This is a genomic window from Pseudomonas sp. D(2018) (assembly GCF_005502555.1).
In the GTDB taxonomy this organism is placed as follows: Bacteria; Pseudomonadota; Gammaproteobacteria; order Pseudomonadales; family Pseudomonadaceae; genus Metapseudomonas; species Metapseudomonas resinovorans.
The window spans coordinates 15,430-40,019 of record NZ_SCOK01000043.1 but is presented as its reverse complement, the minus strand read 5'-3'; the positions used below and the strand labels follow the sequence as shown (position 1 = coordinate 40,019).

Genomic DNA, 24,590 nt, shown 5'->3' with positions numbered 1-24,590 from the left:
CTGAAATTGGCTGAAAGGCCCGTTCCAGAGCGTCTCGTTGCTTATGAAAATTCGAAGTAAAAAAGTTCCGTTGTCACAAAATATTTATATAGAAGCAACTGAGCTGAAATAACCCGCCGCCAAGATTCCCCTCCAGCACCGACGAGCCCAGATGCTCTCGTGTTTTCTAACGCTAAAGACCAATAGGGGAACCCTTCGATGATCCGTAAGCACTTCGCCGGTTTTGCCGCCAGCGCCATGGCCCTGGCCATTTCCGCCCAGGCTTTCGCCGGTACCGTTACTACCGACGGCGCCGATATCGTCGTCAAGACCAAAGGCGGCCTGGAAGTCGGCACCACCGACAAGGCTTTCAGCTTCAAACTGGGTGGTCGTCTGCAGGCTGACTACAGCCGCTTCGACGGTTTCTACACCGTGAACGGCGACACCGCCGACGCCGGTTACTTCCGCCGCGCCTTCCTGGAACTGGGCGGTGTCGCCTTCTCCGACTGGGCCTACCAGATCAACTACGACTTCTCCCACAACGCCGGTGGTGATGCCAAGGGCGACGACGGCTACTTCGACGAAGCCTCCATCGCCTACATCGGCTTCCAGCCGGTCGTGATCAAAATGGGCCGCTTCGACCCCGACTTCGGCCTGGAAAAGGCCACCAGCTCCAAGTGGGTCACCGCCCAGGAACGTACCTCTGCGTATGACCTGGCCGACTACGTGAACAACCACAACGGTGGCATGGGCGTACAGGTTTCCGGCACCTTCGGTGCTTCCGTCTACGGTTCCGCCGGCCTCATGGCCAACGACGCCACCAACCGTGACGAAGACGGTGACAGCGTCAAGCAGTTCAACCTGCGCGGTGTATTCGCCCCCATGCACGAAGCCGGCAAAGTCCTGCACTTCGGCGTGAACTACGCGACCCGCGACCTGCAAGACACTTCCTTCGATGGTCGTATCCGCAGCCGTCTGGGCATCCGCGGCGTGAGCACCGAAGGTGGTCAGGACGCCGGCACCAACGGCAACCGTCTGGTTCTGGCCGGTGCCAACAACACCCCGGTCGGTGCTTACGACAACGACAGCACCGTTGGCCTGGAAGCCGCCTTCGCCGCGGGTCCGTTCTCCATCCAGAGCGAATACCTCAAGCGCGAAGTTGAAGCCAAGGCTGCCAACCGTGAAGACATCGACGCCGACGGTTACTACGTGCAGGTTGCTTACACCCTGACCGGCGAAGCCCGCGACTACAAACTCGGCAAGTTCGACAAGATCAAGCCGTCCAACAAGCAGATCGGCGCCTGGGAAGTGTTCTACCGCTACGACAACATCAGCGCTGAAGACGACAACGGCGCCTTCGCCACCATCGACGACGTCGAAGCCAAGGTGCACAACATGGGTGTGAACTGGTACGCCAACGAAGCCGTCAAGCTCAGCGGCTACTACGTCACGAGCAAAGTGGACAACGCCACCAACTCGGTTGGCGACGACGACGGCGACGGCATGGTCTTCCGTGCTCAATACGTGTTCTAAGAAGACACGGGTTTTGCTCCTTTGATTGAACCCCGCCATCTGGCGGGGTTTTTTTATGAGCTTTGCAGATTGTCGGGGAGGGCATTGGCCGCTACTCAATTGCCAATCCAGTCTAAATATCTCGTCCCCGACTACCCCTCGACCTCAATCCTTCCCGTATTCCCGCTCGACATACGCCACCCGCGTGCGAAACGCCCGGTACCACTGTTCGCGGCCACGCCGCTGCGCTTCACGGTGTTCCGCCTGGGTCCGCCAGGTGCGAATTTCCTCTTCGCTACGCCAGTAGGACACCGTGATCCCCAGCCCATCGCTGCCCCGCGCGGATTCCACGCCCAGGAAGCCTGGCTGGTCGCGGGCCAGCTCCAGCATGCGCTCGGCAGTGGCGGCGTAATCCTGTTCCGTCTCGCTGCGCAGGGAGGTGAAGATCACTGCGTAGTAGGGTGGCTCGGGTGTGCGGACAATCATCGGGCGTTCTCCTGGCAGGCGTTGACGAAGGCGCGTACCAGCGGCGGCAGGCGGCCGATCAGTGCGGCGCGCTCCGGTTGGAACAGCGTGGCCACGAAGAAGGGATGGCCGTCCAGCTCCACCGCCCTCACGGCGCCAAGGGCATCGGTGGCGGCAACCTTCAGTGGCCCCTGGGTGAGTGCTTCGCGGAAGTCGGGATTGAGGCCGTAGCCACAGAAGTAGCCCTCGAACGCTTCATGCGCGCCATAGGCTTGGGCCAGTTTCGAGCCGGGCAGCAACTGCACCCGTTCCAGGGTTTCGCGCAAGGCGCAGGGCAGGGGACTGATCACCGCGCGCGGTGCATCGGGCGAGTTTTCGGCGTGTTCCGCGTCGGTCCAGCCCAGCACATGGCGCGCATGCTCCAACAGTGCGTGCTGGAAGCCACCACAGGTACCGAGAAAGGGCTGGGCATTGCGCCGCGTATGGGCGATGGCCTGCAGTACGCCCTCGGTGTCGCGGTAGGGGCTGCCCGGGACGCACCAAAGGCCGTGGTACTCGTCCAGGCGGGCTTCGCCGAGGCGCTCGGTGGCCAGCCAGACACCGTCCAGCGCGCGGCCTGTGGCCTGCGCGGCGAGCTCCAGGGCGCGTGGAATGGCGCGGTGTGCGGTGATGCCGTCGTCCCTGTCGCCGATCAGGCCGATGCGCAGTTGCTTCATCTCTGTCCTCCCATGCCGGGCACGGCTTGCACCCGTTCAGGCGAACTATATAGTTGCGTCTAAGCAATCAATATTGGCGAATTGGCAAGGTGGGATTGCAGTGACGCAATACAGCATCGACCACGCCGACCTGGCTTTGGTCTTGGCGCTGGTTCGCGGCGGCACCCTGGCGCGGGCCGCCGAGCAGCTCAAGGTGGATGTCTCCACCGTGTTCCGTTCCCTGCGTCGCCTGGAGCAGGCATTGGGCAGCGTGCTGTTCGAGAAGAGCCGCGCCGGCTACCTGCCCAATGCGGCGGCACAACTGCTGGCGCAGCAGGCCGAGTTGGCGGAGCGGGCGCTCGAGGCCGCGCGTCTGGGGCTGGAGCAGGGGCGCGAGGCTGTCAGCGGCACCCTGCGCCTGACCTGCACGGATGCCGTGCTCCATGGTCTGCTGCTGCCCGCCCTGGCCCGTTTCATGCCGGCCTATCCCGCACTGGAACTGGAGCTGACCACCTCCAACGATTTCGCCAACCTCAGCCGCCGCGACGCCGATGTCGCCCTGCGTCTGACCACCGCGCCGCCCGGTCATCTGGTGGGCCGCTGCCTGGGCCCTGTGCCTTACGTACTCTGCGCGGCGGACAGTTACCTGGCGCGCTTGCCGGAGCGCGACCCGGCGCGAATGAGCTGGATTGCCCCGGACGATTTCCTGCCCAACCACCCCAGCCTGGTCTGGCGCCGCCAGCGTCACCCCGAGGTGCAGCCAGCCTACCGTTGCAACAGCATGCTGTCGGTGGCGCAACTGGTGCGCGCCGGCCTCGGCGTGGCGGCGCTGCCGGAATTCCTGGTACGTGGCGAGCCGGGCCTGCAGGTCCTGGAAACCGACCTGTCTGGCTGCGCCAGCGCGCTCTGGCTGCTGACCCGGCCGGACTGCCGAGCCCTGCGTTCGGTTACCACCCTGTTCGAGGAACTGGCGCGCCATATCACGCTAGCGGGCACCGCCGCGCAGAGCGGCTAACCTTGTTCAAGCTGTACTGCCCAAGTGCCAGCCCACCCGTCTGCAAGCCCCTGGAGGGCGCCATGTTCAAAGCCATCGTTGCCATCATCGTTGTCGCGATAGTCGGCGTGCTGGGGTACGCCGCGATCAGCCCGGATCGCTTCCGCATCGAACGCACGACCACCATTGCCGCGCCGCCGGAAAAGGTCTTCCCCCTGATCAACGACCTGCACCAGTGGAAGGCCTGGTCACCCTGGGAGAAGATCGATCCGGCGCTCAAGCGCAGTTACAGCGGCCCGAAGGAGGGTGTGGGCGCGGTCTATGCCTGGCAGGGCAATAACGAGGTGGGCACCGGTAGCATGGAGATCACCCGGAGTGAGCCGGCATCGAAGGTGGAGATCAAGCTGGACTTCCAGATGCCCTTCGAGGCCCACAACACGGCCGAATTCACCTTGCAGCCACAGAATGGCAGCACCCAGGTCACCTGGGCCATGTACGGGCCTTCGCCCTATACGCACCGGCTGATGCAGGTGTTCTTCGACATGGATGACATGGTCGGCAGCAAGTTCGATCAGGGCCTGATCAACCTCAAGGCCGCCGCCGAGAAATAGTCTGCTACGAACCGCTCGGCCCCTGGGCGGGCCGGGCGGATTCTCGCGGCTATCCTTCCTCTTTCGGCGACGAAAACCTGTAGCGGTCCATTCTGACGAAGAACGGAAATTTCCATCGGCCTTGTCGATTCCCGTCGCGGCCGAACGACCAATGGGTGTCAGTACCCTGCAGCCACCCGAGGAACCCACCATGAAATACCTGTGCCTGATCTATATCGAGGAAGCCAAGCTCGCCACCCTGACCGATGCCGATTACCAGGCCATCGCCGGCGAATGCATCGACTACACCGAGCAGCTCACCGCCAGCGGCCACTACCTGGCGTCCAATGCCCTGGAGTCGGTGCGCACCGCCACCACCCTGCGCATGCAGGGCGGGCGCGTATCCATGACCGACGGCCCCTTCGCTGAAACCAAGGAGCAACTCGGCGGCTTCTATCTGATCGAGGCGCGTGACCTCAACGAAGCCCTGCAGATTGCCTCCAGGATTCCGCCGGGACGCCTGGGCTGCATCGAGGTGCGTCCGGTACGCGAGCCTGAGGTGCGACCCACGCTGGGTGCCGCCTCGTGAAGACACGGAGGGCCTGATGGACGAGGCTGAACTGCGCCAGCGGGTCGAGGCGATCTACCGCAGCGACTCGCGTCGCGTGCTGGCCACCCTGATTCGCCTGCTGGGGGATTTCGACCTGGCCGAGGAAGCCCTGCACGACGCCTTCATCGCCGCCGTGCAGCAGTGGCCCCGGGATGGCATGCCGGCCAACCCGCGCGCCTGGCTGGTGTCGGCGGGGCGCTTCAAGGCCATCGACAGCCTGCGCCGACGCGCCCGTTTCGATGCCTCGAAGCGCCACCTGGTGGATGAGCTGGAGGAGGCCGCCAGCGCCTTCGAAGAGGGTGAGGATGTGGAGGACGACCGCCTGCGGCTGATCTTCACCTGCTGTCACCCGGCACTGCCGGCTGACGCCCAGGTGCCGCTGACCCTGCGCGAGGTCTGCGACCTGAAGACCGAGGAAATCGCCCGCGCCTTCCTCAGCAGCCCGTCCACCATTGCCCAGCGCATTGTCCGCGCCAAGGCGAAAATCCGCGACGCGCGCATTCCCTATCAGGTGCCGGCCCTCGCCGAGTTGCCGGAGCGGCTGGAAAACGTCCTGCGGGTCATCTACCTGGTCTTCAACGAGGGCTATTCGGCGTCCTCCGGCGATTCGCTGATCCGTACCGACCTGTCCGCCGAAGCCATTCGCCTGGCGCGGCTGCTTCTCGAACTGCTGCCGGACCCGGAAGTCATGGGCCTGCTCGCGCTCATGCTGCTGCACGACTCGCGCCGCGCCGCCCGCGCGACCGAGGATGGCGAGCTGATACTGCTGGACGACCAGGACCGCAGCCTGTGGGATCGGGCGCAGATCGCCGAGGGACTTGCCCTGGTGACCCAGGCCCTGGCCAGCCGGCGCGTCGGTGTCTATGCCCTTCAGGCTGCCATCGCCGCCGTACATGCCCAGGCTGCGGATGCCGCGCGCACCGACTGGGGGCAGATCGTGGGCCTCTACGACGTGCTGCAGCGCCTGGTGCAGTCGCCCGTGGTGGCACTCAACCGAGCCGTGGCCATCGCCATGCGTGATGGCCCCGAAGCGGGCTTGGTTGAGGTGGATGCGCTGCTTGAGGCTGGCGAGCTGAATGACTACCACCTGGCCCATGCCGCCCGTGCTGACCTCTGTCGCCGCCTCGGGCGCAAGGCCGACGCGCAGGCGGCCTATCGCAGTGCCCTGGCGCTGGCGCGCCAGGAACCCGAGCGACGCTTCATCGAGAAGCGCCTGCGTGAACTGGAGCGTTGAGGGCACCGCTCGTCGGCCTTGACCGGAGTGGTGTCGAAGCAGGGCAGCGGCCCACGACTAAGCGAGAGTCCGCCGGCAGCGCGCTCGGCGGAACCCCTTACCGGAACCCGAGGAGATGCACCATGAGCAGCGAAACCCTCAAGGCTACCGCCGAACTGGAAGTGCACGAAGTCTTCAACCAGTGGCTGAAGGCGGCCCGCGCAAAGGATGTGGTTGCCATCCTGGCCTGCTATGCCGATGACGTGATCGCCTTCGATGCCATCCTCAAGCTGCAATTCAAGGGCCTCCAGGCCTACGGGCAGCATTGGCGTTTTTGCACGGAGATGTGCGGCGGCGACGGAATCTTCGAACCGGCCGATCCGACTATCCATGCCGACACCAGCGTCGCCTTCCTGCATTGCCTGGTCCGCTGCGGCGGCGAGCAGGACGGCGAGGTGAAGACCAGCTGGATGCGCGGTACCCAGTGCTACGTCAAACGCGGCGGGCACTGGAAGATCGTCCACGAGCATTTCTCCGCGCCCTTCGACATGGAAAGCGGCAAAGCGCTGTTCGACCTCCAGCCCTGACCCGGACGCGACGGGGCATCATGCCCCGTCGCAGGGGGGATGGGCTTACGCCGCGAGGCGCGCAGCCAGCTCCGCCAGCGTCACATGCCCCTTGAAGCCGCCACGGCTCAACGCCGGCTCGCCGTCCTCGATGGCGCGGGCGAAGGTAATGGCCGGGTCGGCCTTCAGCTTCAGCAAGTAGCGCTGCAGGTGCGGGAAGGCCGGCCCCCGCCACAGGCGGTCCAGGTTGGCGCATTGCCCCCGAACATCCTCGGCCCCTTTCTTGCGCAACACGGCCTTGGTGGAGTCAGCGCCGTCGGCCATCTCGTAGGCCTCCCAGCTGCCACGCTCGACGGCGGTGGAGGTGCTGCTCAAGTGCGACCTGGCCCGGGCCGCCGAAGAGCTGGATAGCGGCATCGGCCTGCTGGAGCCGCTAGAGGAAGGCGTTTTGCTGCGCACCCGAACCGACAGCATGGGCTGGTTCGCCCGCCAACTGGTGAAGCTGCCCTTCGAATTCCAGGTGCGCGAGCCGGAAGCGCTGCGCGAGGAGATCCGCACTTGCGCGGAGCGGTTGTTGAAATGGGTGGGTCCGTAGCCGGTCTCCCCGCTCCCTTTGGGAAAGGGGTCGAGGGTGAGGGAAGCGCCAGGCCGGCTCGATTTCGCCAATGAAATCCCCCCGCAGGCAATCCACCCCGGCCTTTCAGCCGTTAAACTCGGCCGTCCCTACAGTACCCGAGCAAGCCCATGGATATCGACCTGGCGCGTACCTTCCTGGAGATCGTCCGCAGCGGCAGCTTCGTCGCCGCCGCCGAGCGCCTGCATGTCACCCAGACCACCATCACGGCGCGGGTGCAGAACCTGGAGCAGCAACTGGATTGCCGGCTTTTCGTGCGCAATCGAGCCGGCGCGAGGTTGACCGCCGATGGCGAGGTGTTCGTCGCCTATGCCAACCAACTGGTGCAGACGTGGGAAGCGGCCCGGCGTGACCTGCCCTTGCCTGAGGGCTATCGCGACGTGCTCAACCTGGGGGGCGAAACGAGCCTGTGCAGCCCGCTGGTGCTCAACTGGGTGATCCGTCTGCGCCAGCGCATGCCGTCCCATGCAGTCCGTGCGGAAGTGGGGGAGGCTGGCCACCTGCAGCAGCAGTTGCAGAGCGGCCTGCTCGATGCCGCTCTGGTCTATCGCCCTGATTACTGGCCGGGCTTGCAGGTTGAGTTGCTGCTTGAGGAAAAGCTGATCCAGGTGCGTTCGGCGAGTAACCCTGAGCCGTACATCTACAACGATTGGGGGCCGGAATTCCGCCAGCGCCATGATGCCGCGCTGCCGGAGAAGGCCAGCGCCGTGCTGGCCACTAACCTCGGCCCGTTGGCCCTGCACTACATCCTGCAGTGCGGCGGCTCCGGCTATTTCCGGGCGCGCGTGGTGCAGGGGCATCTGGAAAGCGGTGAACTGGAGCGCGTGGAAAGGGCGCCGGAGTTCACCAATCCCACTTACCTGGTCTATTCCCGCGAGAAGGATTCTCCGGCGTTGCGCCAGGCTATCGACATATTGCGCGAGGTGGTGGCCGAGGATATCGACTGGTCCCGGCGCTGGGACCCGATCTGAGGGCGGGTTTCAGCCACCGCCCAGAGCAAACCGTAGCCCGGATGAAATCCGGGGATGCTTCGCACGGTGCTTTCCGGATTGCATTCGGGCTACTCGACTCAGCTCGCCAATTGCAATGCCGGCGGTTGGTGCAGGTCCTGCAACCAATTGCGGTACAGCGCGGCGATCAGGTCGCTCTGGCTGACGATCCCTGCCACACGACCGCTGTCATCCAGCACCGGCAAGCAATGCAGACCCTGGTCCGACAGCAGCGACACCAACTCCACCACCGGTGTGTCCACGGTCACGCAGCGCACCGGGCGGCTCATCAGGCGTGAAACCGGCGCTTCGCGGCGGGCACGGAAACGTTCGGCGAGGTTGCGGGGGGCTGCGCTGGCGGCATGACCGAGCAGGTCGGAGAGGGTCAGGATGCCCACCAGATGCTGCTTGTCATCCAGTACCGGTAGGGCTTTCAGGTGATGCTGGTCGAGCAACTGCCACGCCTCGCTGACCGGCGCATGAGGGCTGATGCAGCGCAGATCGCGGGACATGATTCTCGCCGCCCGCAGATCGCCCATGCTGCGCCGCAGCGCGTGTTTCTCTGCAAGTTGCAGCAGGCGCTGGAGATCGTCGCGGGTCACGTCGACGAAGCTTCCGAACTCGGCCAGTGCGCGGTCCAGGTCTTTGTCGGCTATGCCATTACGCTCGCCTGGTCGCGGGTCAGCGGTCAGGTGCGGGCCACTGGCAGGATGAGCGACTTTGCGCGGGTAGGTGGAGCCGCAGAGGTTGTTGAACAGCAACGCTGTACCCACCAGCAGCAGGGACCCAACCAGTACCGGCAGCAACAGGTGCCAGCCTTGGGCAGCGAGGGCAGGTCCGCCAAGCGCAGCGCCAACAGCGATTGCGCAGCTCGGTGGATGCAGGCAACGCAAGGCTTGCATGGTCACCAGGGTCATGCCGAAGGCCAGCGCAGCGCTTGTCAGCAGCGGCAGGCCCCAGTGGGCGACCAGAAGGCCGATGGCAGCCGCCAGCACATTGCCGGCCACTACCGGCCAGGGCTGGGCCACGGGGCTGGAGGTCACAGCGAAGAGCAGCACGGAAGAGGCGGCGAACGGCGCAGCAAGGCGCAGTCCGAGGTCGGTGTCGAAAAAATGGATGCACGCCAGGGTGGCCAGGGCCACGGCGATGCAGCCGCCAACGGCGGCACGCAGCCACTCCCGCGGCGGGGCGGTGCTGGCGTCCGGCAGCAGGCGTTGCAGCCAGAGACGCAGGGGGTTCTGGGGCATGGGTACGACACTTGGCAGTTGATAAAAGGAGAGACCGCAAGGCTCTGTACGAAAACTGCCAACGGGTTTCGCGCCTGACGCGTCGCTCGGTGACCTTTCGTACGGGCCCTGGGTCCCTCAATCCCACTGGGGTGGGGGTTCCATCCTTGGATATGGAAATGTTTTCTTCTCGCGCACGGTTCCTCGGGAGGTCTGCTTGTGCAGGCCACTCCGGGCCGGGCGTCGGGGATGGCGGGAATCCTAAGCGATGGCTGGATAGCGGGCTAATGAATGTTATTGGGGTTTAAGATCAGAAAAATTGCATCAAATGACACTGGCCTGCCTGTCGCCGCAGCAACAACGTGCCCCAGGGTGCCGGTGTTATCTGTTCGTGCCAGAAGGCCTGGCCTGATTATTCTGCTGGTACTGATACGCGGCGGGGACAGGTTGGCGTGGCTTGTTGAACAAGCGACCTGAAGTAATGACTGGAGCTGCAGGATGGGGGGATAGCCATCCTGCGTATCCGGGCGGGGCGATTGCTGGCAGGCAAGTCCGATATCGGCCCAGGTAGGCTTCGCAACAGCCGATAGGGGGCAGGAGGTCAGTCCATCACATCCTGCAGCACTTCGTAGATGATCCCGGTGGCCACGGCCACCAGGATCAGGTCGGTGCCCGCGCGGACCCAGTCATAGCCTTCGTAGTGGGGCAGGCGGCTCACCAGTCGGCCGTCGAGCTTCTTGGCGATCCCCGGCGGCAGCGGTTTGCCGCGTGCCAGGTTCTTCTGGATGCCCGGCGGAAGAGACTGGGCCGGACCCCAGTAGTCACGGTTATCGTCGAGGATGATGCGGATACCGCCGATATCCACCTGCGGGCCGCCGGACCAGTTGCTGCCTTGAGAACTGGAATGGCCCTTGTCATGTCCCTTGCCTTTGCCGGGCTCGGCCAGCAGGGCGGGCGATCCGGCGATGAGGGCAAGGCTGGCGAGTGCTGCGGTGAGCGTCCGGGTTCTGGTCATGTCCGTGATCTCCATGAGGGACTGTTCCCTTTGCTGATGGACTGCGAAAGCAGGGGCGAGTGCCGCAACTATTGCAGAAATTCCGCTGCTGCGAGTTGGCCGAAACATGAACCGGTTCAAAGCCCGGAAACCCGGCTCCGATGGGCGCCTCCACTCGTCGTTCGGCGTTGAACCGGCGCATGGTCCCGGAGTCTCACCGTGTATCGTGAAGAAGCGCCTGTGGAGGTTCCAAATTGATCAATAAGAAAACCCTGTTGGCCGCGGCCACCTGTGTGATGGTCCTTGCGGCGGGTACCGTCCTGCCAGGCGGTGCATCCCTGGTCGACTCCGCCTATGCCCGAGGCAATGGCGGCGGCAACGGTGGCGGGAACGGCGGTGGCAACGGTGGCGGGCATGGTGGTGGCCATGGCGGCGGATTCGGTGGTGGCGTTGGCGGCGGTCATGCCGGTAGCCACGACGGCAAGGGCCACGGCTACGGCAAGAGCGCCGATCACGCGGGTAAGGCGACCCGTAATGGCGAAGACAAGGGCAACCGCTATGGCAGCGTGCGTAACGATGACAACGGCCATGGTTACTCGACGTCTGCCGTTGCCCGCGACCAAGACAGTCGCGGCCTGGCAAATGCCCGCGCAGTTGCCGATACCACTCCCGGCGACCACAACGCCGATGGCCTGGGCAAGGCGGGCGTTTCGTCGAGCAAGAACGACGGCAAGAGCCACCGTTAGAAACGACTGGGGGCAACCACTCGGTTGCCCCCACTCTCACTTCATTTCGCCGCCAGCAATATCCCGCGGCATTCGCCGAAGCCGATGCTGGGGTAACCCTCGCGCTGGCAACGGGCACGCAGGATCACTTCATCCCCGTCTTCCAGGAAGGTGCGCTGCTCGCCGCTCGGCAGGCTGATCGCCTGTTTGCCGCCGACGGTGCTTTCCAGCAGGCTGCCGAACGCTTCCGGCTGCGGGCCGGACAGGGTGCCCGAGCCGAACAGGTCGCCCGGTTGCAGCTTGCAGCCGCCAACGCTGTGGTGGGCAACCATCTGCGCTACTGACCAGTACATGTTCAGGGTGTTGCTCAGCGCCAGGCGGTGAGGCGCCAGGCCCTGCTCGCGCATGGCCTTGGTGAGGATCAGCACTTCCAGCTCGATATCGAAGGCGCCCTTGGCCTGGTCCGCTTCGTCCAGCAGGTAGGGCAGGGGCTGCGGGTCGCCTTCCGGGCGGGCCGGCTGCGCGGCGCGGAAGGGTTCCAGGGCTTCGGCGGTGACCACCCAGGGCGATACCGTGGTGCCGAAGTTCTTCGCCAGGAACGGGCCGAGCGGCTGGTATTCCCAAGCCTGCACGTCACGTGCGGACCAGTCGTTGAGCAGGCAGTAGCCGGCGATGTGCTGCTGGGCGTCGGCGATGGCGATGGACTCGCCCATCTCATTGCCCTGGCCGATCCAGATGCCCAGTTCCAGCTCGTAGTCCAGGCGCTTGCTGGGGCCGAAGTTCGGGACTTCGTTGCCCGGCGGCATGGTCTGGCCGATGGGACGGCGCACCGGAGTGCCCGAGACGCAGACGGTGGACGCGCGGCCGTGGTAGCCGATCGGGACATATTTGTAGTTGGGCAGCAGCGGGTTGTCCGGGCGGAACAGGCGGCCGACGTTGTTGGCGTGGTGGATGCCCACGTAGAAGTCGGTGTAGTCGCCCACCTTGGCCGGCAGGTGCAGCCGGCAGGTGGAAGCGCTGGGCAGCAGGGCCTGGCCCATGGCTTCCAGGCGCGCCTGGGCGCTGCTGCCTTCGGCCAGCAACGCCTGCAGTTGTGCGCGCAGGGCACGGCGGGCAGAGGCGCCGAGGGCGAAGAAGGCGTTCAGGCTGTCGCTGCAGGCGGAGCGGGCGGCCTCGGCGGCTTCACCGCTGAACAGGCCGGCATCGCTCGCCACCTTGAGGTCGAAGATGGCGTCGCCGATGGCCACGCCGCCGCGCGGGGAGGCGTTGGATGGGCTGAAGATACCCAGCGGCAGGTTCTGCAGCGGGAAGTCCGGGTGGCCGTTGGCGGAGGCGATCCAGCTACGGCGGTTGTCTGTCTGGGTCATGTCAGATCCTGCCCTTGTCGAAGGTCTTGGCCATGCCGGCCCAGCATGCATCGTAGTCGCTCTGCAGCTGCGGGCATTCCAGCGCGAACTGGCTGGGGCGCAGCACACGGCTGGTCTCGAACATGAAGGCCATGGTGTTGTCGATCTTGTGCGGTTTCAGATCGGCGGCGATGGCGGTGGTGGTGGTGGCGTTGTCCGGGCCGTGGGCGCTCATGCAGTTGTGCAGCGAGGCGCCGCCCGGGGCGAAGCCTTCTGCCTTGGCGTCGTAGGCGCCCTGGATCAGGCCCATGAATTCGTTCATCAGGTTGCGGTGGAACCACGGCGGACGGAAGGTCTTCTCGGCCACCATCCAGCGCGGCGGGAAGATCACGAAGTCGACGTTGGCCTGACCAAAGGTGTCGCTGGGCGAAGTGAGTACGGTGAAGATGGACGGGTCCGGGTGGTCGTAGCTCACGGTGCCGATGGTGTTGAAGCGGCGCAGGTCGTACTTGTAGGGCACGTTGTTGCCGTGCCAGGCGACCACGTCCAGGGGCGAGTGGTCCAGCTCGGTGGCCCAGAGTTCGCCAAGGAATTTCTGCACCAGCGCGACGGGCGCGTCGATGTCTTCGTAGTGCGCCACCGGGGCGAGGAAGTCGCGCGGGTTGGCCAGGCCGTTGCTGCCAATAGGACCGAGGTCCGGCAGGCGCAGGGCGGCACCGTGGTTCTCGCAGATGTAGCCACGGGCGCTGGCATCCAGCAGCTCGACGCGGAACTTCATGCCGCGCGGGATCACCGCGATCTCCAGGGGCTCCACGTCCAACAGGCCCAGCTCGGTGGCGATGCGCAGGCGGCCCTGTTCGGGAACGATCAGCAGCTCGCCATCGGCATTGAAGAACACGCGCTGCATCGAGGCGTTGGCGCGGAACAGGTGCACGCTGACGCCCGAGGCCTGCTCGGCATCGCTGGTCGCGGCGATGGTCAGCAGGCCGTCGATGAAGTCAGTGCGCTCGACGGGGATGTCCTGCGGGTTCCAGCGCAGGCGGTTGGGCGTCACCGGCCCCAGGCGGTTTCCGGCGATCTGGCGCTCCAGGCGCTGGTACCGAGGATGGTTGGCCGACGGCTTGATGCGGTACATCCAGGTCCGCCGGGCTTCGCTGCGCGGGACAGTGAAGGCGGTGCCGGAGAGCAATTCGGCATAGAGACCGTAGGGCGTTTTCTGCGGGGAGTTCTGGCCGACGGGCAGGGCGCCGGGCAGCGCTTCGCTGCTGAATTCGTTATCAAAACCGGATTGGTAAGTGAGCTGCGTGGGGGAGACCATGGCGACCTCGCTGTTTTTGTAATTTGATTACGCATAACGTAATTTGAAAGCCAAAAGGGGTCAAGCTATAACAGCGCCCTCCACACCGACCAAGGCCAGGACATGACGAGCGAGAACGACAGCGCGGGCGCACCGCGGCGGCAGAAGGTGCAGGCCGCGGAAGTGGGCACCGACATCCTCAAGGGCCTCGCCGAACTGGCGCCGGCCACCTCGCTCTCCAAGTTGGCCGAGCACGTCGGCATGCCGGCGAGCAAGGTGCACCGCTACCTGCAGGCGCTGATCGCCAGCGGTTTCGCCGAGCAGGACGCCACCACCAACCACTATGGCCTCGGCCGCGAGGCGCTGCTGGTGGGCCTGGCCGCCATTGGACGGCTGGACGTGGTGAAGGTCTCCATGCCGCACCTGGTGGACTTGCGCGACACGCTGAACGAAACCTGCTTCCTTGCCGTGTGGGGTAACAAGGGACCGACCGTGGTCCATGTGGAGCAGGCCCTGCGTGCAGTGACCCTGGTGACCCAGGTGGGCTCAGTGCTGCCGTTGCTGGGATCGTCCACCGGCCTGGTGTTCAACACCTACTTGCCTGAAGCCGAAACCGCCTTCCTGCGCGACGAGGAACTGGCGTTGCCAGGGGCGCCGGCTGCTGCAGAGCTGCAGGAGCAGATGGCGCAGATCCGCGCGACCGGCCTGCACCCCGTTCATGGTCTGTTGATGCCGGGCGTGAATGCCTTGTCGGCACCACTGTTCGCCACTGGTAACAAGCTGGCCGGGGTCATCACCGTCGTTGGCGCCGCCAGCGTATTTCGCGCCGACACCCAGGGTTCGGCCGCCGAGCGTCTGCACCAGGCGGCCGAGGCCATCAGCCGGCGGATGGGAGGGCAGCAGCCGGCATAGGCAGATCTTCACCTGCGCGTGGGCGAAGCGTTTTGGGGGCGATTCCAATCGCTAAGCGAACCGCAAGTTCGCCCGCACAGTGAGCATTCATCACGCGGCCGTGGGTCACTCCGCCGATTCCGTGAGCATCTGGCTGCACTCCCTGGGGTCGCCGGTTTCAATGCCTACTTGCAGCCAGCGCATGCGCGTCTCGGCGTCGACCAGCGCCAGAGGGTCGAGCATGCCCGGCTTGCCCGGCATGGCCGTGCGCTCCTTGCTCAGTTCGATCACGGCCTTGACGGCCGCTGGCAGGTCCTGGGGTTTCATCCAGGCGTACTTGTGCTGGGCATAGCTGATCCAGCTACCGACCAGGCAATCAGCCACCAGTTCCTGCGATTCCTGCAGGCGCTCGCTGCGTTTCGCCTGGTCGATGTCGACGTGGTACTCCTTGAACCAGCCAACTGCGCCCACGAGGTTGAGGACGTGGTGGGCGGCCGTATGGGCCACGGCATAGCTGCGGGCGAGGTCGCCCACCTGTGGGGCGCGTTTCTGCAGTTCGTCCAGGTAGGCCAGGTCGATGTACAGACGCATGCCTTTTGGGCAGTAGAACGACCCGCTGAAGGAACCGGTCAGCGTGCAGGGGTCTTCGATCCTGTCTTCGAAAACCTCCACCTTGGGCTTCTTGTAGGCGTAGTCGCCACGGGCAAGGAACTCGCCCCAGATATCTTCGATGCTGTCGATCATCAGTGTCACCAACTCCCGCGAGTCAGCAGGGGCCTGCACTGGAGCCGGCACCGGCGCTGCGGCGACCGGGGCCGAAGGCGCCTCGATGGTGTTTTCCGGGAAGGTCGGCGGAGGCGGCGCCAGCCGGTCGATCAGGCGCGCCGGGCCGAAGGCGAGATAGAGCGACACGCACAGCAGTGCCACGACAATCAACAGCCAGGCCAGGATGCGCAGCAGGCGGAGCAGAAGTCCCTTGCGGGGCATCGGGGCGGCGGTTTTTTCGGGCATGGCGATAGGCTCCGCAAGGGTGTCGAAACTCAGTGTTGTCGCTTCCAGGCAACCTCGCCATTTGTTTCTCGCCTGAGACACCTGTCACATGATGGCAATCTGGTGCTGTTTGAATGCGCGGCACCCATCAGTAGCCCGGAGTATCGATCATGGCAGCCGAAAGCAGTCTGGCTCGCCTGCTCAAGACCGTGGAGCCGCTGGCCCCGGACATGAGCATCAGTGATGTGGCCGATCGCCTGCTGACCCATGAGCACAAGGCTTTCCTCTCGCTGCCGGTGGTGGACGGGCAGGGACAGCCGCTCGGCCTGGTCAGCCGCTATACGCTGCAGGACATCTTCATGCAGCGTTTCGGCCGCGATCTCTGGGGGCGCCGCCCGGTGGTCGATGTGATGAATCCGGCACCGCTGACCGTCGCCCTGGCCTCCGGCCTGGAGTTGGCGGCCAAGCAGGTCACCGCACAATTGCAGTACCCGATTACCGAAGATTTCATCCTGGTGGACGAGCAGGGACGCTACTTGGGACTCGGCACGGTGCTGGACCTGCTGAAAGCCATGGAATTGCGTATCGCCCAGCGCAACCGGGTGTTGCGCCAGGCACTGGTGGACCTGAAGGAATCCCAGGCGCAACTGGTGCAATCGGAAAAGATGGCGTCCCTCGGCCAGATGGTCGCGGGTGTCGCCCACGAACTGAATACGCCGCTGGGTTATGTGAAGAACAACGTGCAGCTGATGGAAGAGCTGACCACGCCGCTCTTCGCGCTGGCCGAGAGCCAGGCCGCGCTGGCGGCCTGCCTGGATGATCCGTCCTGTGACGAACAGCGTCTGGCCGATGCATTGGCGTGCGCGGCCGCCAGTCGCGAAGCGGCAGCTCCCGATCTGCTGGCCGGAGACCTGCGCCAACTGTTCGGTGACACGCTCTACGGCCTTGGCCAGATTGCCGAGCTGGTTGCCGGGCTCAAGGACTTTGCCCGCCTGGATCGCGCCATGAGCGAGGAAGTGGACCTCAACGACTGCATCCGCAGCGCCCTGTTGATTGCCCGCAACCACATCAAGGACAAGGCCGAGGTGTACCAGCTCCTCGGTGAGCTGCCGCGCATCACCTGCGCGCCATCGCAGATCAACCAGGTGCTGTTGAACCTCTTCACCAACGCCGCCCAGGCGATGGACGGAGCCGGGCGTATCCAGGTGAAGAGCTGGGCTGACGACGACAACGTCTGCATCTCGGTGCAGGACAGCGGTCGCGGCATGCCGCCCGAAGTCAGGCAGCGCATCTTCGACCCCTTCTTCACCACCAAGCCGGTGGGCGAGGGCACGGGGCTGGGACTGTCCATCAGCTACAAAATCATTCGTGACCATGGCGGCAGCATCCGCGTGGCCTCGGAACCGGGGCGCGGAACGCGCTTTCTCATCAGCCTGCCGCGCAGTCAGGCGGTCGAACTGAAACGGAGTGCCTGAGCCCATGACTTCACCCGTCCGCATCCTCTTCGTCGATGACGAGGAGCGCATCCTGCGCAGCCTGGCGCTGCAGTTTCGTCGCCAGTACGAGGTGATCACCGAAAGCGACCCGCTGCGGGCGCTGGAACGACTGAAGGAAGAGTCGGTACAGATCATCGTCAGTGACCAGCGCATGCCGGGCATGAACGGCGCCGAGCTGCTGGCCCGCTCGCGGGAGATCGCCCCGGAGTGCCTGCGCATCCTGCTCACCGGCTATTCCGATCTGGATGCTGCGGTGGAGGCGTTGAACAGCGGCGGCATCTTCCGCTACCTGACCAAGCCCTGGGACCCGCAGGAAATGGCCTTCACCCTGCGCCAGGCGGCGGAAATCGCCGAACGCCAGGCCGCCGCGCCGGTCACTTCCGCCACCAGTGACCTGGCGGCGCCGCTGAACCTGCTGCTGATGGATGACGACCCGGAAACCCTGCACTGCATCCAGGCTTTCTGCGAGGCTGGCGGCCACCGCCTGCTGCGTGCCCATAGCCTGAGCGAAGCGCTGGTCACCCTGAATCTGGAACCGGTGGACCTGCTCGTCAGCGACCTCAAGCTGGGCAGCGAGGACATGGCGCCGCTACTGAAATCCCTGGCCCAGGCTCACCCGCGCCTGCTCAGCCTAGTGGTGACGCCCTTCCGTGACACCCAGGCGTTGCTGAAACTGATCAACGAAGCGCAGATCTTCCGCTACCTGCCCAAGCCGATCCGCCGAGGCCTGTTCGAGAAGGGGCTGAAGGCCGCCGCCGAGCAGGCTTTCCTCTGGCGCGCACAACCCCTGAACCTGGTGCCGCGTGTGGCTGACGTGCCCAAGGAAGCCGGCGAGAGCCAGCGGGTTGGAAGCATCCTCGGGATGCTGGCGCGATTGCGCGAGCGGGTGATCGCCTGAGATGAAAACCCGGCGCTGCGGTGGGGTTTCCCTGGATTTCATCCGGGCTACACGTCTTCTCCCTGCACTTTGCCGCGAGCCTCACGCGGCAATCTCAGGTCGGCGCACAAGCCGCTGCCTTCCCGGTTGTGCAGCGTGATGCTGCCGCCCAGGCGCTGGGCGATCATCTGCACGATGGCCAGGCCAAGGCCGGCACCGTGGGGGTTGTCCTGGCTGTAGAAGCGTTCGAACAGGCGCTCCAGCTTGGCCTCGTCGATGCCCGGCCCCTGGTCCTCCACACGCAGCAAGAGGTAGTCGCGACCCTCCGGTAGCAGGCTGACTTTCACTTCGCCGCCGTCCGGGGAGAAGTTGGCGGCATTGGTCACCAGGTTCTGCAGGGCGATGCCGATGGCGGCGGCGTCGCTGGTGATTTTGAAGTTGCCCTCGGCCACCTCCAGGGCCAGCTCGAGGCCCTTGTCCAGCAAGAGGGGTGTCAGTTCGGCCAGGTGCTCGCGGACCAGGTGCCCGAGGTCCAGGGGCTGCCAATTCTGTCGCGCCAGTTCCGGCTCCACCCGGGCCATGGTGAGCAGTTGGTGCACCACCCGGGTCAGACGGTCGACGCCCACGGTAAGAAAGCGCAAGGCTTCGACCCGTTGCTCGTCGCTGCTGGCCTCCAGAGCGTTCTGCGCATGCAGGCGCAGCACCGCCAGCGGGGTGCGCATCTCGTGGGCGGCATCGCCAATGAAGCGCCGCTCGCGCTGGAGCATCTGCTCGATCTGTGCCAGCAGGCGGTTGATCGCTGCCTGCATGGGCTCCAGCTCTTTGGGCAGGGGCACAATCTGCAGTGGCGCCAGGGACTCGGCGTGGCGACTGCGGATCACCCGCGCCATGTTCTGCAATGGCTGCAGGCCCCAGCCGATGGCGAGCCAGACCAGGGCCGCGAGGATCAGGATGCCGATCAGGTTTGGCCAGAGCGTATGGCGGACGATGCGCTGTACCAGGTCCTTGCGTACATCGTCGCGCTCGCCTACCCAGATCAGCAGGCCCTGTTCGTTGTCCGGCAACACGAAGCCGCGCCACTGATAGCTGTCCAGCTTGATGTCGTGGAAACCGGTCCGTTGCGGTGCATGGTCGAAGGGGGGAGCACTGGGCGATCGCACCAGGCTGCGGCCGTCCTTGCCCCACACCTGGAAGGCCAGCTTGCTTTCGTAGGGGTGGCCAACCTTGTGCGGGCCGGCACTGCTAAGGGCGTCATTGAAGGCGCGATACAGCTCGTCCCGCCCGGTGCTGGCCAGCGGCATGCGCATCACGCCGAGCAGCAGACGAGCGTTCTGCGCCAGGTGGGCGTCGTAGATTTCTTCCACTTCGTGGCTGCTGTCGCGGTAGTTGAGGTAGACGATGAGCAAGGTGCCGAGCAGCAGGAGCACCATCACCAGCCAGAGGGTGCGTCGACGCAACGAGGTCATGGGCGTGCATCCACCAGGTAGCCGATTCCCCGCACGGTGCGGATGAGGTCGCTGGAGAGCTTCTTGCGCAGGTGGTGGATATGCACTTCCAGGGTGTTGCTTTCGGCTTCCTCGTCCCAGCCGTAGAGCGTCTGTACCAGGCGTTCACGGGTGAGCACCTTGCCCGGCTGTGAGAGCAGTTCGTGGAGCAACTGGTATTCCTTGGGGGTCAGCGGCACTGGGCTGCCCAGGTAGCTGACCTGCTGGCTGGCAGGGTCGAGCACCACGCCGGCGTGTTCGATCAGCACCTGCGGCCGCCCGGCGCTGCGGCGCAGCAGGGCGCGCAGGCGGGCCTTGAGTTCATTGAGGTCGAAGGGTTTGACGAGGTAGTCGTCGGCTCCGGCGTCCAGGCCGATGATGCGGTCGTCGGTGGCGTCGCGGGCAGTGAGCACCAGCACCGGCAGGGTGGAGCCGCTGGCCCGCAACTGTTGCAGCACCTGTACGCCGTCCAGCCTTGGCAACCCGAGGTCGAGGATCGCCAGGTCGAATTCTTCGGTCTGCAGTGCATGCAGCGCGCTGGCGCCGTCAGTCAGCCAGTCGATGGTGTAGCCCTCCTGGCGCAGGCCGGCGCGCACGCCGGCCCCCAGGGCGTTGTCGTCTTCGACGAGTAGCAGTCGCATGGACGTCCTTAGTGTTTGGCGATTGCCTGCAGTAAAGCATCGATTTCCTGGCGGCGGCCCTGGTCGGCGAGCTCGCGCCCGGGGCGCGGGGCGGCGGCCTTGGCCTTGAGCAGAACCTCGCGGGCCTGTTCCGGGTGGCCCTGGCGGTACAGGTGGTCGCCCCAGAAATACAGGCTGTCGATGCCCGACGGATTGATCTGCAGGGCCTTGCGCAGCAATTGGTCGGCCTTGTCTTCGTCACCGAAGCTGACGGGCCAGCCGGGTACCCGGTCGTACAGTGCGCCAAGGCTGGTGTAGGCCGAGCCCTGCAGGGCCTGCGGGTCGAGCTGGATGGCACGCTCAAGCGCCGCGCGGGCATCCTTGACCTTGCCCAGCGCGCCCAGGCCGCCTTCGGCACCAGCCCAGCTGCTGGTGACGATGCCGTGCCAGATCCAGGCTTCGGCGGCCTGCGGGGTGCTGTGGGTGAAGGCGCTGCTCTGGGCTGCGAGCTTCTCGAATTCGGCGGCGCGCTGCTTTTCCGGCACCTGGTACTGGATCTGTGCCCAGCGCTGCTGGATGTCGGCCAGGCGCTGGCTGCCGCTGGCGTCCAGGGCCCAGGCCGGGATGCTGAGGGTCAGGAACAGGCCGAAGGCGCAGAAGAGCTTGTTCATCATGGGTGGTCCTTGCTGTGGTGGGCGGTGCTGAAGCGGCGGATGATCGGCAGTTGCTTGTGCAGGGCGCGGTCCACTACACCCGGAAGCATGCCGTTGAGGCGGACGAAGAACTTCTCCGGCCAGCCCAGGTAGACCTCGCTGAGGTCCTTTTCGATGGCGGCGATCACCGCCCCGGCCACCTGTTCGGGCTCGTCCACCCCCACTTTGAGTTCGGCGTTGAGGGCCATGGCGGCCTGGCTGTTCATGCGGGTACGGGTGGCGCGCGGTGCGACGTACAGGACATTCACCGGGGTATCCGCCAGCTCCCGGCGCAGGGCCTCGGAGAATCCACGCAGGGCGAACTTGCTGGCGCAGTACACGGCGTATCCGGGGTAGCCGATGGAGCCGTAGATGGACCCGACGTTGACCACCAGGGCATGGCTCTGCTGGCGCAACAGTGGCAGCAGGGCACGGGTCAACTGCAGGGTGGCGGTGACATTGAGGGCAAGCATGCCCTCGATCTGGCTGTCGTCCACCTGTTCCAGCATGGCGAAGCTGTTCACCCCGGCGGCGTTCACCAGGACATTGATGCCGCCCATGCTGCGTGCGTCGTCGAGGACCCGCTGGCGGCCCTGCGGCTCGCGCAGGTCGGCGCCGGTCCAGATGAGCTGCTGCGCAAAGCGCTTGCGCAGTGCCGCCAGGGGCTCCTGGTGGCGGCTCACCGCCAATACCTGGGCGCCTCGTGCGCAGAGTTGTTCGGCCAGGGCCAGGCCGATGCCGCCGCTGGCGCCGGTGAGGAGCACGCGGCAATCAGTGAGGCGCATGACTCACCTCATGGGCACGGGGCAGGCCGCGGAACATCTCGGCGTAGAGCAGGTAGACCACCTTGGCGGCATGGATAACGGCCTGTTTGTCTTCTTCGTCTTCCAGGCGGTCCATCAGGCGGCGGTAGGTCGCCATGTGCTCCTGGTCGAGGACGCCGTGGGACGACAGGTAGCTGAAGGCGTCCGACGGCAGGCCGAGGCTCTCGCGGATGGTGTCGGCTGCCTGGGTGGCCAGGGCGATGCTGGTGCCTTCCAGTACGTTGACCATGCCGAAGAGTCCCACCGGATTGCCGCGGGCGATCTGGTCGTAGAGGAAGGCCACCATCAGCTCGATGGCAAGCGAGGGGCGGCTGCGGCTGACGGCTTCGGCATCACCGCCGCAGGCCGCGATGTCATTGAGAATCCAGCGCTCGTGCCCGTACTCCTCCTCGATGTACTCGCAGACGGCGCCACGGAGCCATTCCAGGCGCGAGGGCAGGCGGGCGCCACAGGCCATCATCAGCGGCACGGTGTGGCGCACATGGTGGTAGGCCTGGCCGAGAAAGGCGCGGTAGCCTTCCAGGCTGACCTGGCCGGCCAGGGCTTCGCGTATCACCGGGACACTGAACAGCGCCTCGCGTTCACGGGCGGTGGCGGCTTGCAGTTGGTCGAAGAAACTCATGGTTTAACCTCATTCTCGAGTTCAAGCAGGGTGCCGCGATAGCGCGCGAGTATGGCCTCGCGGCGCAGTCGGCCATTGGTGGTGAGCAGCCCGTCGGCGGCGCTGAAGGGGGTTTCCAGGCGATGCCATGCCCTGATCCGTGCGTAGTCGGGCAACTCGGCGTTGGCACCGGCCACGGCATCGGCGAGGGTTTGCGCATCGCATTGCGGGTCCAGTGGCCAGAGCAGGGCGAGGTTGCCGGGCAGCCCTTCGCCATGAACGAACGCCTGGGCGATCACGCCGCGCTGGGTGAGCTCGGCTTCCACCCAGTCCGGGTTCACGTTGCGACCGAAGCTGGTGATGAACTGATGTTTCTTGCGGCCCTTGAGGTGCAGATAGCCGTCGGCATCCAACTCGCCCAGGTCGCCGGTGGGCCACCAGTCGCCGGTGAACGGCGGTTCTCCCAGGTAGCCGAGCAGGGCGGAGCCGCTGACTTCCACTTCACCGTCGTCCGCCAGGCGCACCCGTACGTGGGGCAGGGGCCGGCCGACACTGCCCGGCCGGTTGGCGCCGGGGCGGTTCAGGCAGACCACAGACGCGCATTCGGACAGGCCGTAGCCTTCGAATACCGGCAGGCCGACCTTGGCCGCACGGGTCAGCAGGTCCTTCGATACCCGCGCGCCGCCTACCGCTACGAAGCGGAACTGCACGGCGCTGAGGAGTCCACGTTCAATGGCGGTGACCAGGCCCAGCAGCAACTGCGGTACCAGGATCAGGCTCTGTGCGCCGCTGAGGACGACACTGGTCAACAGTTTTTGCCAGTCCACGCCACTGGCTCCCTGGATACCCATCTGCCGCTGCGGCAGCAGGGTCACGCAGGCGCCCGCCAGCAGGGCGGCGTAGATGCCGAGGTTCTCCAGCAGCACGGCCAATGGCAGTACCGCCAGGTAATGGGCCGGTGCCGTGGGACGGCTGGCCGTCTGCAGTTCATGGGCGACCCGCAACAGGGTGTCCGCTCCCAGGCACACGCCCTTGGGCTGGCCGGTGGTACCGGAGGTGTAGGTGACCTTGGCGGTGCCGGCGGGCAGGGCGGCGTGGCCGCTGCGGGACTTGCGCCAGAAGGTGCCGTCGGCCTGGAATCCGGCTCCTTCCAGTTCGTTGGTGAAATTGGCGTCGACCACCGCCAGGCCGACCTGGCATTGCTCCAGGCAGTGGGCGCGCTGGGCGGGGCTGAAGAAGGGCGGCAGGATCAGGCAGGGGCGCCCGCTGAGCAGGGCGGCCAGGTCCCAAAGCAATGCCTCGGGGCCGTTGTCCAGGCCGAGGGCGAGCACGCCTTCGGGTTCGGCGCGCAGCAGGGCTTCGCGCTGTTCCACTTCGGCCAGCAATTGAGCATAGGTGTAGCGCCGGGTGTCGCCGCGCAGGGCCAGGGGCTGCGGCAGGTGGTTGGCGTAGCCGTGCAGGATCGCCCGCAAGTCCTCAGGCTGCATGGTGGGCTGCTCCTTCTGCCTCAGGAAAACCCAGGCGCGTGATGATCCCGCTGCGCTGCAACTGTTCGAAGCCGTGGCGGATGCTGCCGGTGAACACCTGGGGCTTCTGCTCGTAGTAGGTGCCCCATTGCTCCTGCTCTTGCCCGTTGAGGCGGCTGGGGTCGGCCTCGCCCAGGCGCAAGGGCTCCAGGCCGAGGCGGCGGAAGCTGTTGATCAGGCTCGGCGCACCGGTGAACACCACCCATTCCAGGCCGCGCAGGTTCAGCAGCCAGGTCACGGCGACGATGATCAGCCGCGCATTGCCGGCATTGATCGAGGCCAGGTTGCCCACCTCCACCACCTGCTCGCGTGTCACCGGGTGGGGCGCCAGGCGGGAGATGAGCGATTCCGCCGGTCCTTCCAGGTACTGCTCGAGGAACAGTGGCCCCTGCTCGGCGAGGCGAATGCCGGCCACGGCGCTGAGCGCGCCGTGGTAATTGCGCATGCTCAAAAGCTCCGGCATGAATTGGCGGATGTCTGCGCCATGGGCGCTGAGGAATCGGCGATGGACGAAGTCCTCCACCTGGCTGCGTCCGGAATCACCGGCCAACAGCAGGGACAGGGACTGTTGCTGCGACTTGTGACCGAAACGGAATGGGAACAGGGAGTTCCACTCGGCGCTGTTCATCGTTGCCCTCCAGGCGTTTGGCGTATGGAGGGCAGTATCTGTGGGAAGTCTTAAGGGACCCTGAAGGCGCGGACATGAACTCACACGACGTGGGTCGATGGAACATTCAGTGAGGCCACCGCTCTC

The 24,590-nt window shown here is 65.5% G+C and carries 27 protein-coding genes; 12 read left to right on the top strand and 15 right to left on the bottom strand.

All coding sequences use genetic code 11. The annotated features are described in order from the left end of the window. Positions 1-198: 198 nt before the first annotated feature. A complete protein-coding gene (locus FFS60_RS22170) occupies positions 199-1,512 on the top strand; it encodes an OprO/OprP family phosphate-selective porin (protein ID WP_137823166.1) in 1,314 nt (437 codons plus the stop codon). 144 nt (positions 1,513-1,656) lie between these two features. On the opposite strand, the gene FFS60_RS22165 is transcribed toward FFS60_RS22170, so the two are convergent. Both FFS60_RS22165 and FFS60_RS22160 read right to left on the bottom strand, forming a co-directional pair. Next, positions 1,657-1,977, bottom strand: coding sequence for an antibiotic biosynthesis monooxygenase (locus tag FFS60_RS22165; RefSeq protein ID WP_137823165.1), 321 nt, complete (start codon positions 1,975-1,977; stop codon positions 1,657-1,659). Further along, positions 1,974-2,672, bottom strand: coding sequence for a CTP synthase (locus tag FFS60_RS22160; RefSeq protein WP_137823164.1), 699 nt, complete (start codon positions 2,670-2,672; stop codon positions 1,974-1,976). Before FFS60_RS22160 ends, FFS60_RS22165 begins: the two co-directional genes overlap by 4 nt. A gap of 100 nt (positions 2,673-2,772) precedes the next feature. Between FFS60_RS22160 and FFS60_RS22155 the strand changes: the two genes are divergently transcribed. The 5 genes from FFS60_RS22155 (at position 2,773) to FFS60_RS22135 (ending at position 6,645) form a co-directional block, all read left to right on the top strand. Continuing rightward, positions 2,773-3,666 (top strand): LysR family transcriptional regulator, encoded by an 894-nt coding sequence (locus FFS60_RS22155; protein ID WP_256658125.1) that lies wholly within the window; start codon positions 2,773-2,775, stop codon positions 3,664-3,666. A gap of 62 nt (positions 3,667-3,728) precedes the next feature. Beyond that, positions 3,729-4,256 (top strand): SRPBCC family protein, encoded by a 528-nt coding sequence (locus tag FFS60_RS22150; RefSeq protein ID WP_028626424.1) that lies wholly within the window; start codon positions 3,729-3,731, stop codon positions 4,254-4,256. A gap of 190 nt (positions 4,257-4,446) precedes the next feature. Further along, the gene (locus FFS60_RS22145; protein ID WP_028626425.1) at positions 4,447-4,824 is read left to right on the top strand and encodes a YciI family protein; all 378 of its coding nucleotides are present in this window, start codon (positions 4,447-4,449) and stop codon (positions 4,822-4,824) included. Between the two features lie 31 nt (positions 4,825-4,855). Beyond that, on the top strand, positions 4,856-6,079 hold the full coding sequence (locus FFS60_RS22140; protein WP_028626426.1) for an RNA polymerase sigma factor: 1,224 nt from the start codon (positions 4,856-4,858) through the stop codon (positions 6,077-6,079). A 122-nt stretch (positions 6,080-6,201) separates the two neighbouring features. Continuing rightward, positions 6,202-6,645, top strand: coding sequence for a nuclear transport factor 2 family protein (locus tag FFS60_RS22135; protein ID WP_137823162.1), 444 nt, complete (start codon positions 6,202-6,204; stop codon positions 6,643-6,645). 45 nt (positions 6,646-6,690) lie between these two features. Here the strand turns inward: FFS60_RS22135 and FFS60_RS22130 are convergent, their stop codons facing one another. Beyond that, positions 6,691-6,999, bottom strand: coding sequence for a hypothetical protein (locus tag FFS60_RS22130; RefSeq protein ID WP_137823161.1), 309 nt, complete (start codon positions 6,997-6,999; stop codon positions 6,691-6,693). On the opposite strand from FFS60_RS22130, the gene FFS60_RS22125 reads away from it, so the two are divergent. Beyond that, the gene (locus FFS60_RS22125) at positions 6,989-7,219 is read left to right on the top strand and encodes a WYL domain-containing protein (protein ID WP_137823160.1); all 231 of its coding nucleotides are present in this window, start codon (positions 6,989-6,991) and stop codon (positions 7,217-7,219) included. The two genes, FFS60_RS22130 and FFS60_RS22125, sit on opposite strands and share 11 nt — an antisense overlap. A gap of 149 nt (positions 7,220-7,368) precedes the next feature. Continuing rightward, a complete protein-coding gene (locus FFS60_RS22120) occupies positions 7,369-8,229 on the top strand; it encodes a LysR family transcriptional regulator (protein WP_028626430.1) in 861 nt (286 codons plus the stop codon). Between the two features lie 98 nt (positions 8,230-8,327). Here FFS60_RS22120 and FFS60_RS22115 read toward each other — a convergent pair whose 3' ends face one another. Further along, positions 8,328-9,494: an HPP family protein gene (locus tag FFS60_RS22115; RefSeq protein ID WP_137823159.1), complete on the bottom strand. Its 1,167-nt coding sequence runs from the start codon at positions 9,492-9,494 to the stop codon at positions 8,328-8,330. 580 nt (positions 9,495-10,074) lie between these two features. Continuing rightward, a complete protein-coding gene (locus FFS60_RS22110; RefSeq protein WP_028626432.1) occupies positions 10,075-10,488 on the bottom strand; it encodes an anti-virulence regulator CigR family protein in 414 nt (137 codons plus the stop codon). A 233-nt stretch (positions 10,489-10,721) separates the two neighbouring features. Here FFS60_RS22110 and FFS60_RS22105 point away from each other — a divergent pair, with 233 nt between their 5' ends. After that, on the top strand, positions 10,722-11,213 hold the full coding sequence (locus tag FFS60_RS22105) for a hypothetical protein (RefSeq protein WP_137823158.1): 492 nt from the start codon (positions 10,722-10,724) through the stop codon (positions 11,211-11,213). A 41-nt stretch (positions 11,214-11,254) separates the two neighbouring features. Here the strand turns inward: FFS60_RS22105 and fahA are convergent, their stop codons facing one another. Both fahA and hmgA read right to left on the bottom strand, forming a co-directional pair. Next, entirely contained in the window at positions 11,255-12,559 is a 1,305-nt protein-coding gene (gene fahA, locus FFS60_RS22100; RefSeq protein WP_028626434.1) for a fumarylacetoacetase, read from the bottom strand. Position 12,560: 1 nt separating this feature from the next. Continuing rightward, complete coding sequence (hmgA, locus tag FFS60_RS22095) at positions 12,561-13,856, bottom strand: homogentisate 1,2-dioxygenase (RefSeq protein WP_137823157.1); 1,296 nt, start codon at positions 13,854-13,856, stop codon at positions 12,561-12,563. Positions 13,857-13,958: 102 nt separating this feature from the next. Here hmgA and FFS60_RS22090 point away from each other — a divergent pair, with 102 nt between their 5' ends. Then, the gene (locus tag FFS60_RS22090; protein WP_028626436.1) at positions 13,959-14,747 is read left to right on the top strand and encodes an IclR family transcriptional regulator; all 789 of its coding nucleotides are present in this window, start codon (positions 13,959-13,961) and stop codon (positions 14,745-14,747) included. 105 nt (positions 14,748-14,852) lie between these two features. Here FFS60_RS22090 and FFS60_RS22085 read toward each other — a convergent pair whose 3' ends face one another. After that, the gene (locus tag FFS60_RS22085) at positions 14,853-15,737 is read right to left on the bottom strand and encodes a neutral zinc metallopeptidase (protein WP_137823156.1); all 885 of its coding nucleotides are present in this window, start codon (positions 15,735-15,737) and stop codon (positions 14,853-14,855) included. 149 nt (positions 15,738-15,886) lie between these two features. On the opposite strand from FFS60_RS22085, the gene FFS60_RS22080 reads away from it, so the two are divergent. Next, complete coding sequence (locus tag FFS60_RS22080) at positions 15,887-17,191, top strand: ATP-binding protein (RefSeq protein ID WP_256658124.1); 1,305 nt, start codon at positions 15,887-15,889, stop codon at positions 17,189-17,191. Between the two features lie 4 nt (positions 17,192-17,195). Next, the gene (locus tag FFS60_RS22075) at positions 17,196-18,110 is read left to right on the top strand and encodes a response regulator (protein WP_137823155.1); all 915 of its coding nucleotides are present in this window, start codon (positions 17,196-17,198) and stop codon (positions 18,108-18,110) included. 47 nt (positions 18,111-18,157) lie between these two features. Here FFS60_RS22075 and FFS60_RS22070 read toward each other — a convergent pair whose 3' ends face one another. From FFS60_RS22070 to FFS60_RS22040, 7 genes are read right to left on the bottom strand one after another with little or no spacing between them, the layout of a single operon-like run. After that, on the bottom strand, positions 18,158-19,555 hold the full coding sequence (locus tag FFS60_RS22070) for an ATP-binding protein (RefSeq protein ID WP_137823154.1): 1,398 nt from the start codon (positions 19,553-19,555) through the stop codon (positions 18,158-18,160). Then, on the bottom strand, positions 19,552-20,214 hold the full coding sequence (locus tag FFS60_RS22065; RefSeq protein ID WP_028626441.1) for a response regulator transcription factor: 663 nt from the start codon (positions 20,212-20,214) through the stop codon (positions 19,552-19,554). Before FFS60_RS22065 ends, FFS60_RS22070 begins: the two co-directional genes overlap by 4 nt. Before the next feature lie 8 nt (positions 20,215-20,222). Then, the gene (locus FFS60_RS22060) at positions 20,223-20,864 is read right to left on the bottom strand and encodes a hypothetical protein (protein WP_028626442.1); all 642 of its coding nucleotides are present in this window, start codon (positions 20,862-20,864) and stop codon (positions 20,223-20,225) included. Then, on the bottom strand, positions 20,864-21,670 hold the full coding sequence (locus tag FFS60_RS22055; RefSeq protein ID WP_137823153.1) for an SDR family oxidoreductase: 807 nt from the start codon (positions 21,668-21,670) through the stop codon (positions 20,864-20,866). Before FFS60_RS22055 ends, FFS60_RS22060 begins: the two co-directional genes overlap by 1 nt. Then, a complete protein-coding gene (locus FFS60_RS22050) occupies positions 21,657-22,331 on the bottom strand; it encodes a TenA family transcriptional regulator (protein WP_137823152.1) in 675 nt (224 codons plus the stop codon). The genes FFS60_RS22055 and FFS60_RS22050 overlap by 14 nt, the downstream gene beginning before the upstream one ends. Next, positions 22,328-23,797, bottom strand: coding sequence for an AMP-binding protein (locus tag FFS60_RS22045; RefSeq protein ID WP_137823151.1), 1,470 nt, complete (start codon positions 23,795-23,797; stop codon positions 22,328-22,330). The genes FFS60_RS22050 and FFS60_RS22045 overlap by 4 nt, the downstream gene beginning before the upstream one ends. Continuing rightward, positions 23,787-24,464: a thermostable hemolysin gene (locus FFS60_RS22040; RefSeq protein WP_028626446.1), complete on the bottom strand. Its 678-nt coding sequence runs from the start codon at positions 24,462-24,464 to the stop codon at positions 23,787-23,789. The genes FFS60_RS22045 and FFS60_RS22040 overlap by 11 nt, the downstream gene beginning before the upstream one ends. Positions 24,465-24,590 lie beyond the last annotated feature (126 nt).